Consider the following 20,686-nt stretch of genomic DNA (forward strand, 5'->3'; position numbering starts at 1 on the left):
TCTTAATACGAAGAATGACCAATGCTTACTTCCCGATAGAACCTAGGCGTCACATTGGTCCAGCGTTTAAATGCACGTGAAAAATGAGAAATATCCGCATAGCCCAAATGATCTGCCACCTCTTGAATAGTGATCTTTGGCTGTTTTAATAAATACTCGGCCTGCTGTCTACGCACTTCAGCCAATAACGTCTGAAACGTTGTTTGCTGCTGTGCCAATTGCCGTTGCAATGATCTTTCTGAAATATGCAGTTTCCCTGCAACTTGTTTGATCGATAAAAAGCCCTCATGTTCATCATAAATCATGGCCTTAATCACAGCATCCAGACGATCCTTATCCATCCTTTTTTTTGCCAGTTTCTGTGCATCCTGCAGGCACTGTTGTCTGCTTAAACGCGCAAGCATGGCATCTGCAGTTTTGAGGGGTAAATGTAAGTATTCTTGCTTAAAAGTCAGGCAATCCGCTTCAGTAGAGAACGCTACGTTTGAATTCTTGTCTGGATGGATTCTTTTATAAAAATCAGGCTGATCTTGCTGAAATTTATAATCAATTTCCAGATTAACTTGAGCAAGATTTTGCAGAATTTGTCCAAAACCAAATATCAGAAAACAAGTGGCATGCTGATTTAATCGCTCCTGAGATAAAGGCTGAGCAAAATATAAATGCACTCTCTCCCCATCAATCCTAAGCCGAGGTTTAAAAACGGCACAATGTAAACCAATAAATTGCTCTAAAATCTCGATCGCATCGCCTAAGGTAGGTGCGGTGGTCGCCGCTATTCCTACATTGCCATAGCAAGACACCCGCATGTCTCGGGCAAGGTATAAACTAATTGCAGGTTCCCGGGTTAATGTAGCTGCTTTCTCTAGTAAATAATTGAAGATATTCAGGTCAACATACCAAAATGGCGCATCCAGTTTTTGGACCTGAATGCCTGTACCAGCCAGCATTTGCTGAGGTGAAACATTCCACTTTCCAACGACATCAACCAATAAGTTGACATAGCTTCCGGGTAATTCTGGATTCATTCTCGTTCCATGACTTAAGGATAAATTGGCGTGAAATGGTAAATATTGGCAGCTTATGAACTATGCCAGTTTTAAGCTTTTCGGCATAGTTGATTTATCTAAAATGTGTTTATGAATGTGACTTACCAATGAATATACTGATTGTTCATGCCCATCCAGAAAACTTATCGTTTACCGCAGCGTTAAAGAATAAAGCACAGGAAACATTTGAAAAACTCGGCCATCACGTTGAACTTTCTGACCTGTATGCCATGAATTTTAACCCTGTGGCTTCTCAAGATGATTTTGAAAGCTTAAACCAGCCTGATTACCTAAATTATGCCTTAGAACAGCGTCATGCCTTCAAGCATCAGCAGTTTTCACCGGATATCCAGACCGAACTTGAAAAAGTACAACGTGCAGACCTGCTAATATTGAGCTTTCCTTTGTACTGGACTTCCGTTCCCGCCATCTTAAAGGGCTGGATTGACCGTGTATTTGTATCAGGACTATTTTATGGCGGAAAACGCTTTTACAACCACGGCGGTATGCGTGGGAAAAAAGCCATGCTGTGTTTAACGTTAGGTGGTCGTGAGCATATGTTTGGTGAAAATGCCATTCACGGGCCGATTGAACATTATCTTGCACCGATCCAGCGTGGGACATTGGCTTATGCCGGGTTTGAAGTGTTACCGCCCTTTATCGCTTATCACGTACCCTATATCAGCAACGAAGCCCGACAAAAACTGCTAATTGATTTTGAGCACTATGTGTCTCAACTCGATGCGCTACAGCCGCTTGAGTTTCCAATACTCGAAAATTTTGATGACAAGATGCATCCGCTTTAATTCAAAAATTCAGCTCTCCATGGACAGTCAAAGCAGTTGACTGTCCATCATATGGCTGGCATTGATCAAATCCCTATCACTTTAGATGGGTGAGTATTCCCCCCATCTAAATTCGCATGCTCCATCTTCTATTCCTCATTCATATAGCGATGAAACGTCAAGGAATCTTCATCTAGATGACACCATGCTGTCATCAGCACTGCCTAGAGTGTTGACATCTTTATTCTGGATGAAGCAGATGTTACAAAAAATGAAACGATGGCTCCCCTGCCTTGCAATTGTTCCCGTGCTATTGGCACTCACCGCCTGTAATGATTCAAATGACGATCAGGTTGCAGCGAAACCTGATGATGCCAAAAAACCTGTGATGCGCTGTGCACCATAACCATAAAGAACAATAAGAGGAAATCGCGTGATTAATCGCCGTCAATTTTTAGCAAACACACTTAAAACAGGTTTTGGTGCTGCCGCTTTAACCACTTTTCCAGCAAGTATTCAAAAAGCTCTAGCGATTCCGGCTAACAATAAAACCGGAACGATTCAGGACGTTGAGCATGTGGTGATCCTGATGCAGGAAAATCGCTCATTCGACCATTATTTTGGCACACTGAAAGGGGTCCGGGGCTTTGCTGATCGCCTCACCATTCCATTACCGAATGGTCGTACAGTTTGGCAGCAACAACGCAGTAATGGTGCCCTGTTAACTCCATTCCATTTAGATGGTTCCAGCAATAATGCCCAACGTGCGCCCGGCACTCACCATACTTGGGTCGATAGCCAAAAAGCCTGGGACAATGGTCGTATGACCAACTGGCCAAGCTATAAAACGGACTATGCCATGGGTTATTTTAAGGAACAGGAAATTCCTTATCAGTTTGCCTTGGCCAATGCGTTTACGATTTGTGATGCTTACCATTGTTCCATGCATACCGGTACAGATGCCAATCGTTCGTTCCATTTGACCGGAACCAATGGTGCAGTCCCAACCAGTACCGCATTTGTGAATAATGAATGGGACTGGATTGATGGTGATCCCAAAACGGTTGATGTCGGTTATACATGGAAAACCTATGCGGAACGACTCGAAGAAGCTGGAATCAACTGGATTTGTTATCAAAATATGCCTGATGAATGGGGCGATAACATGTTAGGTGCATTCCGCACCTTTAGAAAAGCCAATATCGAGTCGGGCTATCCGGTTTCCAGTGGTGGCGCACCCAATAGTCCTTATAACAAGGCTGCACAAAAACTGCCGTACAAAGCCTATGATGCAACAACCGATAATGCCAAGAATCCACTGTATAAAGGCATTGCCAATACCTTGCCGGGTAATACGCCTGAAGAGTTCCTGAATGCGTTTAAAAATGATATCAAAACTGGAAAATTGCCACAGGTATCTTGGATCAATGCCCCGTCCATTTATTGTGAACATCCTGGCCCATCTAGCCCAGTACAAGGCTCCTGGTTTATTCAGGAAATCTTAGATGCATTAACAGCAGTGCCTGAAGTGTGGAGCAAAACCGTATTCCTGATCAATTTTGATGAAAATGATGGTTATTTTGATCATGTTCCCTCTCCCTCAGCACCGACATTACAAGCGGATAACACGTATGCAGGTAAATCAACGCTAAGCCAGACCGATATGCGTCATGAATACTATGTGCATGATGCTCCACCGGGTAGTACTAGCCAACCTGAAAAAGACAAGGGGGTGTATGGGCCAGGTCCTCGTGTTCCCCTGTTTGTGATTTCACCTTGGAGTCGTGGGGGAATTGTGAACTCTCAAGTATTTGACCATACCTCGGTATTGATGTTTCTGGAAAAACGTTTTGGTGTTAAAGAAACCAATATCAGCCCGTATCGCCGGGCCATCTGTGGTGATCTCAGTTCCGCCTTTAACTTTAAAACCCCGAATGAAGAGGTGTTACCGCAACTCAACGGCAAACAAACCAGAGAGCAAGCCGATCAACTCCGTGATGCACAACAAAAACTACCTAATGTACCTATTCCCAGCAATTTACAATTGCCCATTCAGGTCAGCGGTATTCGTCGTTCTAAAGCACTGCCTTATGAACTACATACCAGTGCACGTTGCCTGAACGATGGAACGGTCAAGCTACTATTTTCAAATACAGGCAGCCAAGGTGCGGTCTTTCATGTCTACGACACATTAAATTTAAATCGGGTTCCGCGCCGTTATATTGTAGAAGCAGGTAAAAGTCTGGATGATGTTTGGAATGCGCAAAAAGACAATCAGGGGCGATATGATCTGTGGGTGCTGGGCCCCAATGGCTTTCATCGACATTTCAAAGGTGACCTGAATCGTAATCAGGATTTACGCATCAATCCCGAGATTCGGGTTTGCTATGATATTGCCAATGGCAATGTTTATGTCGACCTGAATAATTCAGGAACGCAGGATATTGAACTGGTGATTAGCCCTGTGGCATATCGCACTGACCCTGCCCTCAAAATCGCCGTAAAAGCAGGACAGAGCTCTACTCAACATTGGGACTTGGCTGATACCGGACACTGGTACGACTTCGCAGTAACCTGCACACAGGAAGCCAAGTTTTATCGTCGCTTTGCAGGTCGAGTCGAAACAGGTGAAGATTCGGTCAGTGACCCTGCGATGGTTTAAGACTTTTCCTCGAAGAATGACTGTTACCTCCTCGGTTTTAGGCAAAACCGAGGAGGTTTCACTTCTGGATATCCATTATTTATAAAACTGAATACTCAACAGTCTTTAATTCTTATGCTGTAACTTATAGCACTCATCCAAAGCCAACTCATAATAGGCCAGACCTTCCTGAGCAGCCAGAAAAGCCTTTTGCTGCAGTACAGGGTCTTTATCGCATAGCCGTTTAATCAGCTCCATCGCTTCATAGGGATGCAAATCATCATAATGCGCATGCGCTCTTAACCACGCTAAAGAGCGCTTGTTGATATTGACTTCCGGATGTTGAGTGTATACCTGAATCCCTTTATACACCTGAATGGTCCAGTCGCCTGTTGCCCATTCAATCGCAAGATTGGTTGCTGCAATACTTTCAGCCAGTGTCCCCCGGAAGTTAACATCCCACAAAAAGTGATTGACTGCGTTCATGGCCACAGGTGGCTTTACTTGATTCAACATCTCAACTGTCAGACCAAAGCCCCCCGCCCAGTCCTGATACCAGTTTAAATGCCGTTCTTCCACCTTGATATTCTGGATCAGCCAGTCTCGGGTTTCAGTTACCCCATCCAGTTCAAATGAGGTGGCCTTCGCCAATGATCCGGCCATATAGGATGGAAAATGGGCCACCAAAGGATAAAAATTCAATAAGGCCGAACGAAAACATTCCAGACTTAATGAGCCATTGGCCATATCCGTGAATAGTGGGTGTTTGCTTACTCGCTCTTTCGCAGGTAACAGGTCATCCCAGAACTGTTGCGCCCATTCGGAGTGAGGTGTGATTTCCAGTTTTGTTCCATATTGATTCATAGCAGTCATTGCGATGCATCCTATTTCGTATGACTTAATTCAATCATTGACCATGATCGATGCTTTTTTATAAATTGTAGCTCAATACCCGCAAGATACAATCGATTGCCGTTTAATTTGTAACAGCTTTTTATTTCTTGAATCTAATTTAAGCTTGAATCATTATTTTAGGCAATGCTTATTATTTAAAAATTAATATTTTTTTATAATCTAATACACATTCCTTTTAAATCAGTGTAACGTAGTAAAAAAATAATCCCTATTTTGACATTTATAAGAACATTTTTGGGAGTGGTGAGAGATAAGATGAAGTTGAAAGCTTCCAATATATTGGGACAAGAACAAATCGACTTGTTAATTTCTCGCGGGCTAAATTTAGTTTGGTTTCCTAAAGAATTAGAAGTGATCTATCGTGATCAGTACAGAAATGAGGCTGCGCATGAGTTCCGTTATCGCGCCCCTATTATTTTAGGTTTATATCTATTTCTAAGCTTCGGTATCTATCAGGTCCTACCGACAGACCTGCGGATCACCTGGATGGCAACCTATGGCTGGGTTGGGATCATTATTACCTTGGCATGGATGCTGTCTTTCCTGCCCATGATGAATAAATGGTTTGATCACTATGTCTGCATTGGTTCCATGGGCGCCGTGGCCATTTCGTTTACGATCATTAACGTACTCGAGCAAGGACAAAACAACGTTCTGTTCCATGCCGCCATGATGTATGCCGTGGTGATCATCTATGGTTTCGTTGGTATGCGCTTCTATACGGCGATTATTGCCGGCTGGGTCGGCGGTTTGATCGGGATTATTGCCAGTACCTGGCTCAGTGGTGCCATCGACTGGACCTTCCTGAACCGCACCTATACCTTCAGCAGTTTTCTGGGCATGGCTCTCGCCTACGCCACCGATCGGCAACACCGTGAAAACTATCTGCAAAACTGCATGATTGAGCTCAACCGTTTAGAACTGATGCGACAGGCGCAGCAGCTTTCGATTCTGTCTCAACAGGATGCCTTAACCGGTCTGGCCAATCGCCGCTATCTGGATGAGGTGCTGGAGAATGAATGGAAACGTGCCACACGCCATGGATTACCAATCACCATCATGATGATCGATATCGATTTCTTTAAGCTCTATAACGATACGCTGGGGCATATCCAGGGTGATCAATGTTTACGGCGCATTGCGATCATGCTCGGCTCTATCGCCTCACGTAGTGGTGATCTGGCAGCGCGTTATGGTGGAGAAGAGTTCTTGCTACTGTTTGCCATGACAGATCGCGAACAGGCACTAGTACAAGTCAAACGATTGATGGAAATTATTAATAATATTGGGATTGCCCATCCCAAAAGTCAGGTTTCCAAATATGTGACCATCAGTGTGGGGGTTGCTACCATGATGCCGAAAATTGGAGATAGCCTGTCAGAGTTTATTGCGCAAGCGGATCATGCGTTATATATCGCGAAAAGTAATGGTCGCAATCAATATCATATTGCGTCAACTAATAATATAATTTCCGAAACTTTATAATGGATGTATATTATTAAATACAGGTTAAATTACTTTAATTTTAAACTGAATGATAATGAGACTTAAGCCACACATATAATAAATTATTTGTGTGGCTTAATCTTTTTTATATTAAGGTTCGATGGGTTTAAAGGGAGCAACCACATCGGCATTTTGAGCACGATGTCTTAAAAAGTGATCCATTAATACAATCGCCAGCATCGCTTCAGCAATCGGCGTTGCTCGTACACCCACACATGGATCATGACGACCCTTGGTCAATACATCGGTATTTTTACGATCAATGGTAATGGTTTTACCTGGCGTGGTAATACTTGCAGTCGGCTTTAAAGCAATCGCAACACGGATGGTCTGTCCACTGGAAATCCCTCCCAAGATACCGCCAGCATGATTGGCAAGGAAACCGTCTGTGGTCAGCTCATCACGGGTTTCATGACCAAACTGCCCAGCAACTGCAAAACCGTCACCAATCTCAACGCCTTTAACCGCATTGATACTCATCATGGCATGGGCAATATCTGCATCTAAGCGATCAAATACAGGTTCGCCCCAACCCACAGGTACTTTTTCAGCCACGATTTCAAGTTTGGCACCACAACTGGTGCCTTGCTCACGTAAAGCGGTGACCAGCTGCTCAAAACGCGGAACGGCATCCACATCGCCACAGAAGAACGGATTATTCGGTACTTCCGCCCAATCCAGTTTTTCTGCAACTTCATTACCAATTTGGGTGACATGTCCACGAATATCAATACCAAACTTTTCAGCAAGATATTTCTTGGCAATCGCACCCGCAGCAACACGCATTGCAGTTTCACGCGCACTTGAACGACCACCACCACGATAGTCACGGAAGCCGTATTTTTGCGTATAGGTATAGTCCGCATGGCCCGGACGGAAAGTTTGGGCAATATTGCCGTAGTCTTTGGATTTCTGATCGGTGTTCCGGATTAACAAACCGATTGATGTGCCTGTAGTTTTACCTTCAAACACACCCGAGATAATCTCGACCTGATCCGGTTCTTTTCGTTGCGTGGCAAACTTTGACGTTCCTGGTTTACGGCGATCAAGATCTTTTTGCAAATCGGCTTCACAAAGCTCAAGACCAGGTGGCACCCCATCGACAATTGCCATCAAGCCAACACCATGTGACTCACCACAGGTTGTTACTCGAAACAGTTGCCCAATACTATTCCCTGCCATGTTTTATCGCCTCTTAATTTTGAACGGATTGCTGAAATAATTCTTTATAACGACGGCATTGTTCAGCAGTTAAAGCAAAAATACCAGAACCACCTTTCTGGAAAGTCAGCCAATGGAAGTCAACGGTGTTGAAGTTCTGGCGCATTGCCCATTCAGAATTACCCACTTCAATTACAATCAAGCCATCTTCTGTTAGATAATCTGCCGCTTGAGCGAGCATTTTACGAACTAGATCCAGACCATCCTGACCCGCAGCCAAGGCAAGCTCAGGCTCATGCAAGAACTCTTCCGGCAAATCAGCCATATCTTCGGCATCGACATATGGCGGATTGCTCACGATCAGGTCATATTGATTTTCAGCTGGAATTTTCGAGAACAAATCTGATTCAAGTAAAGCCACCTGATATTGCTTATCATGATGCTCGGTATTAATTGAAGCCACTTCCAACGCTTCTTTGGAAATATCCGTTGCATCCACTTCGGCATCCGGATAAGCATAAGCCAAGGCAATCGCGATACAACCTGAACCCGTACACATATCCAGAATGCGTTGCGGCGTTTTTGGATTATTATTTTCAGGTAAGTTGTTTAACGCTTCCAGCATACGACCATTCTCATTGAGGCAGTATGGTGCAAAACGCTGTTCAATCAACTCGGCAATGGGTGAACGTGGAATCAGCACGCGCTCATCGACATAAAATGGCTTATTGAAGAAATACGCCAGATTTAATAAATATGAGGTTGGAATACGGTCATTGATACGACGTTCTAATAAGCTCAGGAATTCCGCTTTTTCACTTGGTAGTAACTTCGCATCAAGAATCTCAGCATCCGCTTTCCACTCAAGTGACAATGTTTGTAGTACCAATGCAGCACTCTCGGCAAAATAGTCCTGAGTCCCTTGACCTAAGTGTGCGTCATATTGACGCATTGCGGTTACCCCAAAACGGATAAAATCTCGAATGGTTACTAGGTTTTCAGCCGCTTCTTGTAAATGTTCAGGGCTGATTGTCGGTCGCTCCACTTAGGCGTCTCCAAAAGTGCTAATTGCAAAACGCTTTATTCTAACGGGATTAAGATTGATTTAACAATAAAAAAACCGCCTCTCTACAAGAAGCGGTCTATTAACATGAGATATTCAGTCAGAACTTATAGGCCTAGCTTTTCTGCCACATAGTCCGAGTCTTTATCGCCACGGCCCGAAAGATTGACCACAATCTTGATGTTCTTCTCCATTTTAGGGGCTTCACGTAAAGCCCATGCCACGGCATGTGAACTTTCCAGTGCCGGTACAATCCCTTCCACCCGTGAAAGGGTCATAAATGCATCAAGACATTCTTGATCCGTCGCCGTTTCATAGTGCACACGGCCCAGCTCTTTCAGGTAACTATGTTGTGGCCCGACACCTGGATAATCCAGTCCTGATGCAATCGAATGCACTGGTAACGGTTCACCGTGCTCATCTTCCAGTACATAACACGCCATACCATGAATCTGCCCCGGCTTACCCAAAGTCAGTGTTGCAGAATGCTTATCGGTATCCAGACCATGACCTGCCGGCTCAACGCCCACCAGTTTGACATCAGTTTCGTTTAAAAATGCAGTAAATGCACCAATCGCATTTGAGCCACCACCGACGCAGGCCACTACATAATCAGGATTCTGACCAAAATGCTCATTAGATTGGGTTTTAATTTCCTTGCCAATAATTGACTGGAAATCACGTACCATTTTAGGAAACGGGTGTGGACCCACTACTGAACCAATCGCATAGATATAGCTTTTCGGATCTTTTAAATATTCTTCAAAGGCACTATCGACTGCATCTTTTAAAGTGGCTGTTCCTTGAGTCACCGAAACCAGTTTTGCACCCAATATTTTCATCTTTACGACATTGGGATGCTCTTTTTCGATATCCACTTGTCCCATATGAATTTCACACGGAATACCGACCAAGGCACAAGCCGTTGCCAGCGCCACGCCATGCTGTCCTGCACCTGTCTCGGCAATGACTTTGGTTTTACCCATATACTTGGCAAGTAAAGCTTCACCTAAGCAGTGATTGATCTTATGCGCACCGGTATGGTTTAAATCTTCACGTTTCAGATAAATCTGTGCGCCACCCAGTTGTTCAGATAAACGCTTGGCATGAAACAATGGACTTGGCCGACCGACATAGTTTTTGAATAGGTCATTCAGCTCATCCTGAAACTCGGCCGTATGGCGAATCTCTTCATAGGCCGCATTGATCTCATCCATCGCCTCTTTTAAGTGAGGTGGAATGAACTGACCGCCAAAATTTCCAAAGAAACCCGCTTCATTAGGCAATGCAACGCCATTTATTTGATGTTCCATCATTATTCCTGTTCTTATAAAGTTGTCGTCTTAATATAAATATTAACGCGATAAGTAGCGCGTCATGTCTTCGATACCTTTCAGCGTCATCGGAAACATATGATTTTCAAAAATGTCTTTAATCCAGTGAATGGTCTGGGTGTAATGCCAATAGCCTTCCATTTCAGGATTCAACCAAGCAGTTTTATCGAAATGCTGGCGTAAACGTCTCAGCCACACTTCACCCGCTTCATCATTCATATACTCAACCGAACCACCGACCGACTTTAACTCATACGGTGCCATACTGGCATCACCCACCACAATAACGCGATAATCACGACCATAGGTATGAAACAGATCCCAGGTATTCATACGAGTTGCACTACGGCGATGATTGTCTTTCCAGACATAGTCATACAGGCAGTTATGGAAATAGAAATATTCCAGCGTTTTAAACTCGGATTTGGCTGCACTAAACAGCTTCTCGCATTCAGCAATATAGGCATCCATCGAACCGCCGACATCAAATAGCATCAATACCTTAATACGGTTACGACGTTCAGGCACCAGTTGTACATCCAGAATGCCCTGTTTGGCGGTCTCACGGATGGTGCCATCCACATCCAGTTCTTCAGCAGCCCCTTGACGGGCAAACTTACGTAAGCGACGCAAGGCGATTTGCATCTGGCGGGTTCCCAGCACCTGATCATCATCCAGATTCTGGTATTTACGCTGTTCCCATACTTTCACCGCCGAACGTTTACGCCCAGGTCCACCGATGCGAACACCTTCAGGATGATCACCAAAGGCGCCAAAAGGTGAAGTACCACCTGTGCCAACCATACGGTTGCCGCCCTGATGTTTCTTATGCTGTTCACGCAAACGCTCTTCCAGCATTTTCATCAGTTCTTCCAGAGAACCGGCTTTTTGTAATTCCGCACGTTGTTCAGGCGTCAGATGCTTTTCCAGCAGTTCAAGATCGAACCAGTCTTTCGGTAACTTGTGAACCTGTTTCAGCAATTCATCCAGATCAAAGGTTTCGATACCATCAAAGTAATCTTTCATGGCACGATCGAACTTGTCAAAGAAGCGTTCATCTTTGACTAAAACCGTTTTCGCCAACTGATAGAACTCGTCCTGATCTGCAAACACAAGACCTGAAGCTACTGCCTGATTGAGATCAATGAGCTCACGTGTCGTGACCGGTACGCCATATTTGCGTAAGGTGTAAAACAGTCGCACAAACATTGCTCAGTACTCTTAACGACGTGACATAAAGGCTAAACGTTCAAGTAATTGCACATCTTGTTCATTCTTGATCAAGGCACCATATAATGGTGGAATCGCTTTCGATTTGTCATGATTACGCAGTACATCTTCCGGCATATCATCCGCCATCAACAAGCTTAACCAGTCAATCAGCTCTGAGGTTGATGGTGGCTTCTTCAAATTCGGGATTTCACGTAATTTAAAGAACACCTGCAACGCTTCACTGACCAGTGTATTGGAGATATTCGGAAAATGGACTGCAATGATGTCGCGCATGGTCGCTTCATCAGGGAATTCGATATAGTGGAAGAAACAACGACGCAAGAAAGCATCTGGCAATTCCTTCTCATTATTCGAGGTAATAATCACGATCGGGCGTTGTGTGGCAGTAATGGTCTCGCCTGTCTCATAGACATAAAACGACATTTTATCGAGTTCATGCAACAAGTCATTCGGGAATTCAATATCTGCCTTGTCAATTTCATCAATTAACAAGACACAACGCTCTTCGCTGGTAAATGCTTCCCACAATTTACCCGGCTTGATATAGTTTTTAATGTCATAGACACGATCATCACCTAACTGGCTATCACGTAATCGCGACACCGCATCATACTCATACAAACCTTGCTGGGCTTTGGTGGTCGATTTGATATGCCAGGTAATCAGCTTCAAACCCAGACTGGCAGCCACTTGTTCTGCAAGCAAGGTTTTCCCTGTACCCGGCTCCCCTTTGACCAGCAATGGTTTTTGTAGGGCACGTGCAGCTTTCACTGCAAGTTTTAAGCTATCGGTCGCGATATATTGATCTGTACCGGCGAAGTGTTGTGTATCAGCAGACATTTAAAAACCTTATTTTTCTATATTTAACTTAGTATCTAAACTGAACGTGCAGTTTTATTTGCAGTGTATTTTGACCAGCAGAAGCCAATCAGTAGCCCTGTACCAATGACAAATAAAATCAATGATAGATTTGACCAGATCAAGACATGCTCTTTGGTCAGCACACCAAAAATCAGACCAAAAATTGCAGGGGCAAGGGCTGAATTCGGACCTTCTGAAATCGTTGGCGTTGCAAGAACTGCAAAAGCCACGATCCACAGGATGCCACCAATCGGATTGGGCAGACGTGACATCAAACGATACCAGCACCACAATGCAATGAGCGTCCCCGTAACATAAACAATGATCGCGACATTTTCTTCAGGAAACTGATCCAGTACCGAGAGAATGTTCGACCAGATTGCTGTTAAAGTTTCAAGCACCGCGTAAGCCCTCTGGTTCTACCGCATTTGGATTGATGAGTCCTTCAGGCGGCATTTGAATAAAAAAGCCTTTGGTATTCAATGAATCTAAAACATGTAAAACGTTGGCACGTGCAAGTTTTCGCTCATTATGAAGTTCTAAATGCATCACAAAGGTGGCTTTGCCGAAGGCCTGTAAAACGCTTTCTGGAACACCTTCAAACGGGTTCTCTTGTTCCTTGTCATCAGGATAATTTGGACGAGCAATGTACATATACATTTCATCTTTCTTGCTCGATCTATAAATATCGCAGTGCATGTTTACTCACATCTATTAACAATCAAAGACAGCATACATGAAAATAAAAATGGATACATTAAGGATTGTTAACGCCAGAGTCGACTTTTTTCTTTCGCCACCTTAGCCCTTATTTCCATGCCGTGTCTTAGAATGCCATAATCAAACACTGATTTTTTAGTGGAACAGTCATGCAACAAAACAAATATGATGATCCTGTATTTTTTACTGAATATTCAAAAATGCCTCGTTCGGTATATGGCCTGCACGCTGCTGGTGAATGGTCGGCATTTAAAGCACACCTACCAGAGTTAAACAATAAAACGGTTTTGGACTTGGGCTGCGGCTATGGCTGGCATTGTCAACATGCTGCTGATCAAGGTGCGAGCTCTGTGACCGGAATTGATTTATCCACTAAAATGCTAGAAAAAGCACGTCAGTTAAATATAGCAAAAAATGTGGTTTACCAACATAGCTCGATTGAAACTTTTATCGCTGAAGCAGCATCATTTGACCTGATCATCAGTTCACTGGCCTTGCATTACGTGCAAGATCTGGATGCTGTATTCGAAAAAGCGGCTCAACTGCTCGTGCCACAGGGCGAACTCTATTATTCTGTCGAGCACCCGATTTTTACCGCACGTGCGCAGCAAGACTGGATTTATAGTCATGAGAAACAGCCACTGTATTGGCCGGTGGACCATTATTTTGTAGAAGGCCAAAGAGAAACACGGTTTCTGGGCACCCCTGTGGTGAAATATCACCGCACCCTCGAAACCCATGTCATGGCTTTACTCAAAGCAGGTTTTGAAATCACCGCCCTGATTGAACCACTGCCTAGCGATGAAATGATTGAAAAGATGGGCTGGCAGGATGAACGAAGACGGCCCATGATGCTGATCATCAAGGCCAAAAAAAAGAGCTAATCACTTAGCTCTTTTTTCAAAACACTAACGGGCAATTTTCATCTGAGTAGCCAGATACTCAATATCTTCCCGTAATAAGGCAATCAAGGGTTGAGTCAGCAGATCATAGCGCCAGCCCATCAGATAATGCGGCAAGCTCTGCTCATCCCGATGAAAGACCACATGATCATAGATGGCATTCATCCATTTCTTACGCAGCAATACTTCTTTCGGGATTCCGGTCTGAAGCACAACATCTGCAATTAAAGCATCGATTTTAGGTGCCACTTCTTTTGAATTACTCTTGACGGGACGTGCCATGCGTAAAGGCCATTCATTCTCAGGCGGTAAGAATTTCAATAAATCCAGAATGGTTTTACCATGCTCACGGATCACATTCGGCCGGATATCCTTGATCTGGGCAAGCTGAAAGGTATTCCGCGGATTCTTTTCAACCAGATCAATCATGGTGCCATTGCGAAGAATAAAGCTGCGTGGTTGATTTAAGGCCTTGGTAATCTGCTCTCGCCAGATACTCAACTGCTGCAGTTGCATCAACTCACGGCGTGAATGGCGGTAGTTACCAATGTCGGTATAAAGTTCTGGCAATGGTGTTTCCGTTGCAATCTCCTTGGTGAGATTCTGACAGTCTTCCAGTACGTATTGATACAACCCTTTCGCTTTCAGGTCAGTTTTGAGGGTATCTGCTAGCTTGCTTAAATAGATGACATCATTTGCCGCATAGCTCATTTGCTCCTGCGACAGTGGTCTTGCCAGCCAGTCTGAACGGGTCTGGTCTTTTTCAATATCGATATTAAGACAGGTCTTTAATGCATTCTGATAACTGACCTGTAAACCATGCCCCAGAAATGCCATTGCGACCTGGGTGTCAAACACATTATTCAAGGGTTTCTGATCTGCATAATGATAGATCAAGTCAATGTCTTCACTGCAGGCATGGAAAATGTTCTGTTGAGCAGCAAAAATCTTTGGCCAGAAATGGGTCAGATCCAATGCTGCACCGTCCAGTAACAGAATCTGGCCATTTAAATTGATTTGGCAAACACCAAGTTTGGGATATAAGGTATCGACCTTGATAAATTCGGTATCAAGTGCATAGACAGAACACTGTTCCATCTGGCTAAGGAGAACAGCTAAATCTTGTTGCTGCTGGATAAACTGAAACATGTGTGCTCAAGTAAAATAATATAGAACCATACGCAATAGAGTGATCTAACCAAGATCAGGCATTGCTTAACTAAAAACAAAATACAAAAAAAATTTAATTGGTATTCCACATATAAAACATGAAATTACTCCTCTCTCCATTTCATCAAAAAACGAAAATCCTTTTCGCCAGCTCATAGTGCCACAAATCATCGTAAATAGATCTACGATAATGTTAGACAAAATGTAAAATTTAATTATTTGTTTAAATTAACAGCATGAATTTAAAATAAATATAAGAAAATGCCAAGAAAGCTGTTATTTCATGCGCATTCGGTTGTGTACAGCCTGACTTAAGGTATGACTATCGACATATTCCAGCTCACCACCTTGCGGTACGCCTTGTGCAATTCGGGTCATCTGAATCGGTAAATGTTTGGTCGCTTCAACCAGATAATGTGCGGTTGCCTGGCCTTCTACTGTCGCGTTGGTCGCCAGAATGACTTCCTGAATCTGTCCTTCGCTCAAACGCTGAATCAGGTAAGGAATCCCGATTTCTTCTGGGCCAATTCCATCTAGAGGTGACAAATGTCCACCCAAAACGTGATATTTACCGCGGAAACTGCCACTTTGCTCAATCGCCATAACATCTGCTGGTGATTCAACCACACACAGCAATTGCTCATCACGTTCTACCGAAGCACAAATATCACAGACATCATGTTCTGTTAAAGAGTGACAGATACGACATTCATGAATATGGCTGGAAGCTTCATGTAAAGCATAAGACAGTGCAAAGGCACCTTCGCGATTTTTCATTAATAAATGCAATGCCATACGCTGTGCTGATTTTGGGCCAACACTCGGCAGAATACGTAATGCTTGAACCAGTTGTTCAAATCGTTCACTAAACACAAATTAACTCGATTATTTGTAGAAAAAAAGATTCCCCAAGCACCCTGATCGAGTGCTTGAGGAATACTCAATTAGAATAGGCCAGATAAACCTGGTGGTAAGCCCATACCTGAGTTTGCACCTTGAAGTTTTTCTTCTGAAATTGCTTCTGCCTGACGTGCAGCATCATTCATTGCCGCAGCAATCAAATCTTCAATCATGTCTGCTTCGTCTTGTAACAGGTCAGGACTAATTTCGATACGCTTAACGACATTACGGCACGTCATGGTTACTTTAACTAAACCACCGCCTGCTTCCGCATGAACTTCAGTATTTGCAAGCTCTTCTTTGGCTTTTTTAAGATTAGTTTCCATATCTTTTTGCATGCGCTGAGCTTGCTGCATGAGCATATTAATGTTCATAAGTTTCTCTCGTTAAATTAAATCTAAACCGCGTGATAAGTCGCGAATAATATCATCAATGTCTTCTAAACCAACAGACACACGAATTAAACCTTCTTCAATTCCTGCAGCTTGTTTAGCTTCTGCCGACATTCTACCATGTGAGGTGGTTGCTGGATGTGTAATTGTTGACTTAACGTCACCCAGATTACTGGTAATCGACAAGAAGCGCGTATTATCGATCACTGTCCATGCGCCTTCACGTTCACCTTTCACCACAAAGGATACGACACCGCCAAAACCTTTTTGTTGTTTTTTCGCGAGTTCATGTCCAGGATGATCAGGTAAACCTGCGTAATAGACTTTTTCCACTTTTTCGTGCTGATGTAACCATTCAGCCAGCTTTTGCGCACTCTCACAATGGGCTTTCATACGAATGCTAAGCGTTTCAAGGCCTTTCAAGAAAATCCATGCATTAAACGGACTCATGGAATTACCCAAAGTACGAATCACGCCGTTTACTTCTTCAAGCAAGTCATGCTTACCGACTACTGCACCACCAAGCGCACGGCCCTGACCATCGATATATTTGGTTGCTGAATAAAGCACTAAATCCGCACCAAACTTAATCGGTTGTTGTAATACAGGGGTACAGAAACAGTTATCAACGGCAAATAAAGCGCCATTGGCATGGGCAATATCGGCAATCGCCTGCATATCACCGACTTGTGCCAAAGGATTCGACGGCGTTTCGATAAATAAGATACGGGTATTTGGACGAATCGCCTGTTTCCAGCCCTCAAGATCACCCAGATCAACAAAGGTCACTTCAACCGCAAATTTCGCCACATATTTTTCAAATAAGGCAATGATTGAACCAAATACTGCGCGAGAACAAATCACATGGTCGCCCGCTTTTAAGTAGGCCATACACATGGCATGGACTGCCGCCATACCTGAACTGGTCGCGACGGCACGTTCTGCACCATCCAATACGGCTAGACGCTTTTCAAAAGCCTGAACGGTGGGATTGGTATAACGTGAATAGGTATTACCTGCAATTTGTCCAGAGAATTTTGCAGCAGCATCCGCCGCACTGTCACACACAAATGATGAGGTTAAAAAGATCGGCTCACTATGTTCACCTTCCGAGGTACGATCATGCCCTGTGCGAATTGCCAGTGTTTCTAATTGGTATTCTAAATCATCGCTTGGATTCATCGTTTTGTATGCCTTATGATCATAATGAGGAAATATGCCAATATTTTGATCGCCTAAGGTATTTAAGGTCAAGGCGTAAGATGAAATTATCGCTTAGACTTCGTGCAATCTTGACTCATGACGAGACTTTATAAGATGAAATCGCTTGTGGAACAGCAAAAAATAAATTTTAAACATCTGGCTATGCGTGTATTCGATGCCGACAAACTGGTTTTGTCTCAATCAACGCCGTATCAAGTGATTGCGCAATTTAAACAAACGCGTGTCCGTTTCTACGCTTCCGAGAATAAGCGTTATAAGGAACCACTAGTTTTTGTTGCCCCCTTAGCGATTAATATGGATATCTATGACCTGTATCCTTACCGTTCATTGGTCAAACATTTTCAGGACAGCGGTTTTGATGTCTATCTGATTGACTGGGGCAAACTTACTTATAAAAACTATCAGATTAACTTTCTATCTTTTATTGATAAGTTTATTCCAAAATGTATTGAAGCCATTCAACAGCATGCCCAATCGGAAAAAATTTCACTGCATGGCTGGAGTATGGCAGGCATTTTTGTCACGCTTTATACCGCACGCCATCAACCAAGTGTCGTGAAAAATCTGGTGGTTTTGGGTAGCCCAATCGACAGTTACGCTTCAGGTTATATCGGCAAACTGTATAAAACATTGGCTTATCTCACCAACCGTAACCCAACCATTAAAGACTATATCTATAACCGTTTGCCCAAACTGATGATCCATTCACCGGGTTTCCTTAATTCTTTAGGATTCAAGTTGTTGGACCCTAAAGGCTGGATTGATGGTAATATTCAGTTGTTGAAAAATCTGGATAATTTGAAGCTGGTACAGGAAGATGCCACACTCAGTCACTTCTTGAATAATATGATTGATTACCCGGGCGGCGTAAATCAGGACATGTTATTTAATGTCTGGCTGCAAAATCCTTTAAAACATGGCGCGATTCGTCTCAAGAACAAAACCATTGAACTTAAAAATATTAATTGCTCACTTCTTGTCGGTGCAGGCAAAGGTGATCAATTGGTAACTTCCGAGTCTGCCTTTCCGCTGACCCAGTTGACAAGCAGTCAGGATGTCACGTTTACTCTTATCCCGGGTGGACACTTAGGTTTAATGTCCAGTCAAAACAGTTCAATTGAGTTCTGGCCAACTTTAACCACATGGTTAGCCGAACGATCGACGCAAATAAAAAGGTAAAGTATGACTCAATCTGTTGCATTCATCGGTTTAGGCGCTATGGGCTATCGCATGGCGGCGCATCTTCCTAAATATTTTGAGAAAGTTCTGGTCTGGAACCGAAATTTTAGCAAGGCAGAACAACATGCAGCAGAATATGGCACCACCGCAGTAGAACTTGCTCAGGCAGTACAGGCTGACATTATATTTTCCTGCTTACCCACCAGCGATGACGTTGAGCAGTTGATTGAAAGTGTTGCGATTAAATCAGGTTCAATCTGGATTGATTGCACCAGTGGCGTACCAGATTCAGCCCGCCGTCTGGTTGAAAATTTGAAAGCACAAAATATTGATTTTCTGGATGCACCTGTCAGTGGTCAAACAGTCGGTGCTGAAAATGCAACCTTGACCTTTATGGTCGGTGGTGATGTGAATGCATTTGAACGTGCTTATCCTGCAATGGCAGCATTAGGTAAATTGATTCAGCACGTCGGTGAACCTGGCGCTGGGTTTGCGGTAAAAGCCATTAATAATATGCTGCTTGCCGTAAATTTATGGTCAGTGACCGAAGGTTTCAGTACCTTAAAAGCGCATGGTGTGAACCTGGATGCGGCATTGAACTGCGTGAATGCATCGAGTGGCAAAAGCTTTGTGACCGAAAATATTTTCCCGCAACGTGTCCTGAGCCGTGAATTTCCAGTGACCTTTGGTCTACCCTTACTGGCAAAGGATACTGGTATTGCACTGGATCTGGTTAAGGATGCCAAATTACCGGCACCTCTGCTCGCTTTAACGCAGAGCCTGATTCAAACTGCAAATTTAACTGCGGAACCCAATAGTGACTTTTCCGCAGCAGCCAAACTGTATGAATCATGGAGTAAAATTACGCTGAAATAAGGAAAAAATTCAGAGTAAAAAGTAATGTTAAAACCGCTCTTTTGAGCGGTTTTTTAAATTACGACCAACTCATTATTATGAGCAAATTAGATTGTTCAAATTCTTTAGTTTATTTACAATTATTTATATTAATTTTAATAATTCATAATTTTTTGAGGGAAAAATGGAGTTTTTACCAGTTGAAATGGATAGTGAAAAAGTCTACGCAGGATTTTGGAAACGACTAGCAGCCGCTCTTATTGATTCGCTATTAATGATTCCTTTGATGGCTATTGTTCATCTTACACAAAGTATATCGATAATCAGCTCGATGATTACATTAGTTGTTTCATGTTTATTATTTACGGCTTATGTCATTTACTTCCATTATCGATTTGGAGCTACTCTTGGAAAAATGGCAGTTGGTATAAAAATAACATGTCCTGATGGAACTCCGATTAACCTCAAACAAGCTTTATTAAGATCTTCCGTCGATATCTGTTTTTCTTTAATCGCGGTTATCGCGCAACTTATTGCATTGAAATATGCTGATTCAGAAATATACTTAAATGCAGGATTTACTGATCGAGCAAAATACATTCTTGTTTTATATCCAGCTTGGTATAGCCTAGTAAGTACCCTAAGCCAAGTCTGGTGGTGGAGTGAATTTATTGTTTTACTTTTTAATAAAAGAAAACGGGCTATTCACGACTTTATGGCAGGTACAGTTGTCATAAAAAAGCAATATGCAAAAGACCAACTAACCTACTGATTAACAGCTATTTCAACAAGAAAC

21 protein-coding genes are annotated in these 20,686 nt (G+C 43.2%); 8 read left to right on the forward strand and 13 right to left on the reverse strand.

Annotation, left to right across the window (positions count from 1 at the left end):
• Positions 1 to 2: 2 nt before the first annotated feature.
• Positions 3 to 1,028 carry a helix-turn-helix domain-containing protein gene (locus IEV39_RS05500; RefSeq protein WP_005285770.1) on the reverse strand — a complete coding sequence of 342 codons (1,026 nt, stop codon included), beginning with the start codon at positions 1,026 to 1,028 and terminating at the stop codon, positions 3 to 5.
• A 128-nt stretch (positions 1,029 to 1,156) separates the two neighbouring features.
• On the opposite strand from IEV39_RS05500, the gene IEV39_RS05505 reads away from it, so the two are divergent.
• The 3 genes from IEV39_RS05505 to IEV39_RS05510 all read left to right on the forward strand — a co-directional run bounded on the left by IEV39_RS05505 (position 1,157) and on the right by IEV39_RS05510 (position 4,496).
• Entirely contained in the window at positions 1,157 to 1,855 is a 699-nt protein-coding gene (locus IEV39_RS05505) for an NAD(P)H-dependent oxidoreductase (RefSeq protein WP_005285767.1), read from the forward strand.
• A 250-nt stretch (positions 1,856 to 2,105) separates the two neighbouring features.
• A complete protein-coding gene (locus tag IEV39_RS18605; RefSeq protein ID WP_264821943.1) occupies positions 2,106 to 2,240 on the forward strand; it encodes a hypothetical protein in 135 nt (44 codons plus the stop codon).
• A gap of 27 nt (positions 2,241 to 2,267) precedes the next feature.
• Positions 2,268 to 4,496 (forward strand): phosphocholine-specific phospholipase C, encoded by a 2,229-nt coding sequence (locus IEV39_RS05510; RefSeq protein ID WP_005285765.1) that lies wholly within the window; start codon positions 2,268 to 2,270, stop codon positions 4,494 to 4,496.
• Positions 4,497 to 4,601: 105 nt separating this feature from the next.
• Here the strand turns inward: IEV39_RS05510 and IEV39_RS05515 are convergent, their stop codons facing one another.
• Complete coding sequence (locus tag IEV39_RS05515) at positions 4,602 to 5,348, reverse strand: iron-containing redox enzyme family protein (RefSeq protein ID WP_005285764.1); 747 nt, start codon at positions 5,346 to 5,348, stop codon at positions 4,602 to 4,604.
• Positions 5,349 to 5,645: 297 nt separating this feature from the next.
• On the opposite strand from IEV39_RS05515, the gene IEV39_RS05520 reads away from it, so the two are divergent.
• Positions 5,646 to 6,875, forward strand: coding sequence for a GGDEF domain-containing protein (locus IEV39_RS05520; protein WP_005230393.1), 1,230 nt, complete (start codon positions 5,646 to 5,648; stop codon positions 6,873 to 6,875).
• Between the two features lie 111 nt (positions 6,876 to 6,986).
• On the opposite strand, the gene aroC is transcribed toward IEV39_RS05520, so the two are convergent.
• From aroC to IEV39_RS05555, 7 genes are all read right to left on the reverse strand, one after another.
• On the reverse strand, positions 6,987 to 8,078 hold the full coding sequence (gene aroC / locus IEV39_RS05525) for a chorismate synthase (protein WP_005285763.1): 1,092 nt from the start codon (positions 8,076 to 8,078) through the stop codon (positions 6,987 to 6,989).
• Between the two features lie 13 nt (positions 8,079 to 8,091).
• Positions 8,092 to 9,102, reverse strand: coding sequence for a 50S ribosomal protein L3 N(5)-glutamine methyltransferase (prmB, locus tag IEV39_RS05530; protein ID WP_005285762.1), 1,011 nt, complete (start codon positions 9,100 to 9,102; stop codon positions 8,092 to 8,094).
• A gap of 125 nt (positions 9,103 to 9,227) precedes the next feature.
• Positions 9,228 to 10,433: a tryptophan synthase subunit beta gene (gene trpB / locus IEV39_RS05535; protein WP_005285759.1), complete on the reverse strand. Its 1,206-nt coding sequence runs from the start codon at positions 10,431 to 10,433 to the stop codon at positions 9,228 to 9,230.
• Between the two features lie 42 nt (positions 10,434 to 10,475).
• Complete coding sequence (locus IEV39_RS05540; RefSeq protein WP_005230389.1) at positions 10,476 to 11,663, reverse strand: vWA domain-containing protein; 1,188 nt, start codon at positions 11,661 to 11,663, stop codon at positions 10,476 to 10,478.
• Between the two features lie 12 nt (positions 11,664 to 11,675).
• Positions 11,676 to 12,527 (reverse strand): AAA family ATPase, encoded by an 852-nt coding sequence (locus IEV39_RS05545; RefSeq protein WP_005230387.1) that lies wholly within the window; start codon positions 12,525 to 12,527, stop codon positions 11,676 to 11,678.
• A 35-nt stretch (positions 12,528 to 12,562) separates the two neighbouring features.
• On the reverse strand, positions 12,563 to 12,949 hold the full coding sequence (locus tag IEV39_RS05550) for a hypothetical protein (RefSeq protein ID WP_005230385.1): 387 nt from the start codon (positions 12,947 to 12,949) through the stop codon (positions 12,563 to 12,565).
• Complete coding sequence (locus tag IEV39_RS05555) at positions 12,942 to 13,247, reverse strand: YcgL domain-containing protein (protein WP_005230383.1); 306 nt, start codon at positions 13,245 to 13,247, stop codon at positions 12,942 to 12,944. Before IEV39_RS05555 ends, IEV39_RS05550 begins: the two co-directional genes overlap by 8 nt.
• Before the next feature lie 170 nt (positions 13,248 to 13,417).
• On the opposite strand from IEV39_RS05555, the gene IEV39_RS05560 reads away from it, so the two are divergent.
• A complete protein-coding gene (locus tag IEV39_RS05560) occupies positions 13,418 to 14,152 on the forward strand; it encodes a class I SAM-dependent methyltransferase (RefSeq protein WP_005285756.1) in 735 nt (244 codons plus the stop codon).
• A gap of 24 nt (positions 14,153 to 14,176) precedes the next feature.
• Here IEV39_RS05560 and IEV39_RS05565 read toward each other — a convergent pair whose 3' ends face one another.
• The 4 genes from IEV39_RS05565 to IEV39_RS05580 form a co-directional block, all read right to left on the reverse strand.
• A complete protein-coding gene (locus IEV39_RS05565; protein ID WP_005285754.1) occupies positions 14,177 to 15,319 on the reverse strand; it encodes a ribonuclease D in 1,143 nt (380 codons plus the stop codon).
• Between the two features lie 297 nt (positions 15,320 to 15,616).
• Positions 15,617 to 16,213 (reverse strand): recombination mediator RecR, encoded by a 597-nt coding sequence (gene recR, locus IEV39_RS05570; protein WP_005230374.1) that lies wholly within the window; start codon positions 16,211 to 16,213, stop codon positions 15,617 to 15,619.
• A gap of 71 nt (positions 16,214 to 16,284) precedes the next feature.
• Positions 16,285 to 16,614 carry a YbaB/EbfC family nucleoid-associated protein gene (locus IEV39_RS05575; protein ID WP_004772118.1) on the reverse strand — a complete coding sequence of 110 codons (330 nt, stop codon included), beginning with the start codon at positions 16,612 to 16,614 and terminating at the stop codon, positions 16,285 to 16,287.
• A gap of 12 nt (positions 16,615 to 16,626) precedes the next feature.
• Positions 16,627 to 17,814 carry an O-succinylhomoserine sulfhydrylase gene (locus tag IEV39_RS05580; protein WP_005230372.1) on the reverse strand — a complete coding sequence of 396 codons (1,188 nt, stop codon included), beginning with the start codon at positions 17,812 to 17,814 and terminating at the stop codon, positions 16,627 to 16,629.
• A 135-nt stretch (positions 17,815 to 17,949) separates the two neighbouring features.
• Here IEV39_RS05580 and IEV39_RS05585 point away from each other — a divergent pair, with 135 nt between their 5' ends.
• From IEV39_RS05585 to IEV39_RS05595, 3 genes are all read left to right on the forward strand, one after another.
• On the forward strand, positions 17,950 to 19,035 hold the full coding sequence (locus tag IEV39_RS05585) for an alpha/beta fold hydrolase (RefSeq protein ID WP_005230371.1): 1,086 nt from the start codon (positions 17,950 to 17,952) through the stop codon (positions 19,033 to 19,035).
• A gap of 3 nt (positions 19,036 to 19,038) precedes the next feature.
• Positions 19,039 to 19,911 (forward strand): NAD(P)-dependent oxidoreductase, encoded by an 873-nt coding sequence (locus IEV39_RS05590; RefSeq protein WP_005285751.1) that lies wholly within the window; start codon positions 19,039 to 19,041, stop codon positions 19,909 to 19,911.
• 163 nt (positions 19,912 to 20,074) lie between these two features.
• Positions 20,075 to 20,662, forward strand: coding sequence for an RDD family protein (locus IEV39_RS05595; protein ID WP_005285748.1), 588 nt, complete (start codon positions 20,075 to 20,077; stop codon positions 20,660 to 20,662).
• Positions 20,663 to 20,686: the final 24 nt, after the last annotated feature.

The sequence above is a fragment of the Acinetobacter courvalinii genome, assembly GCF_014635545.1.
Lineage (GTDB): Bacteria > Pseudomonadota > Gammaproteobacteria > Pseudomonadales > Moraxellaceae > Acinetobacter > Acinetobacter courvalinii.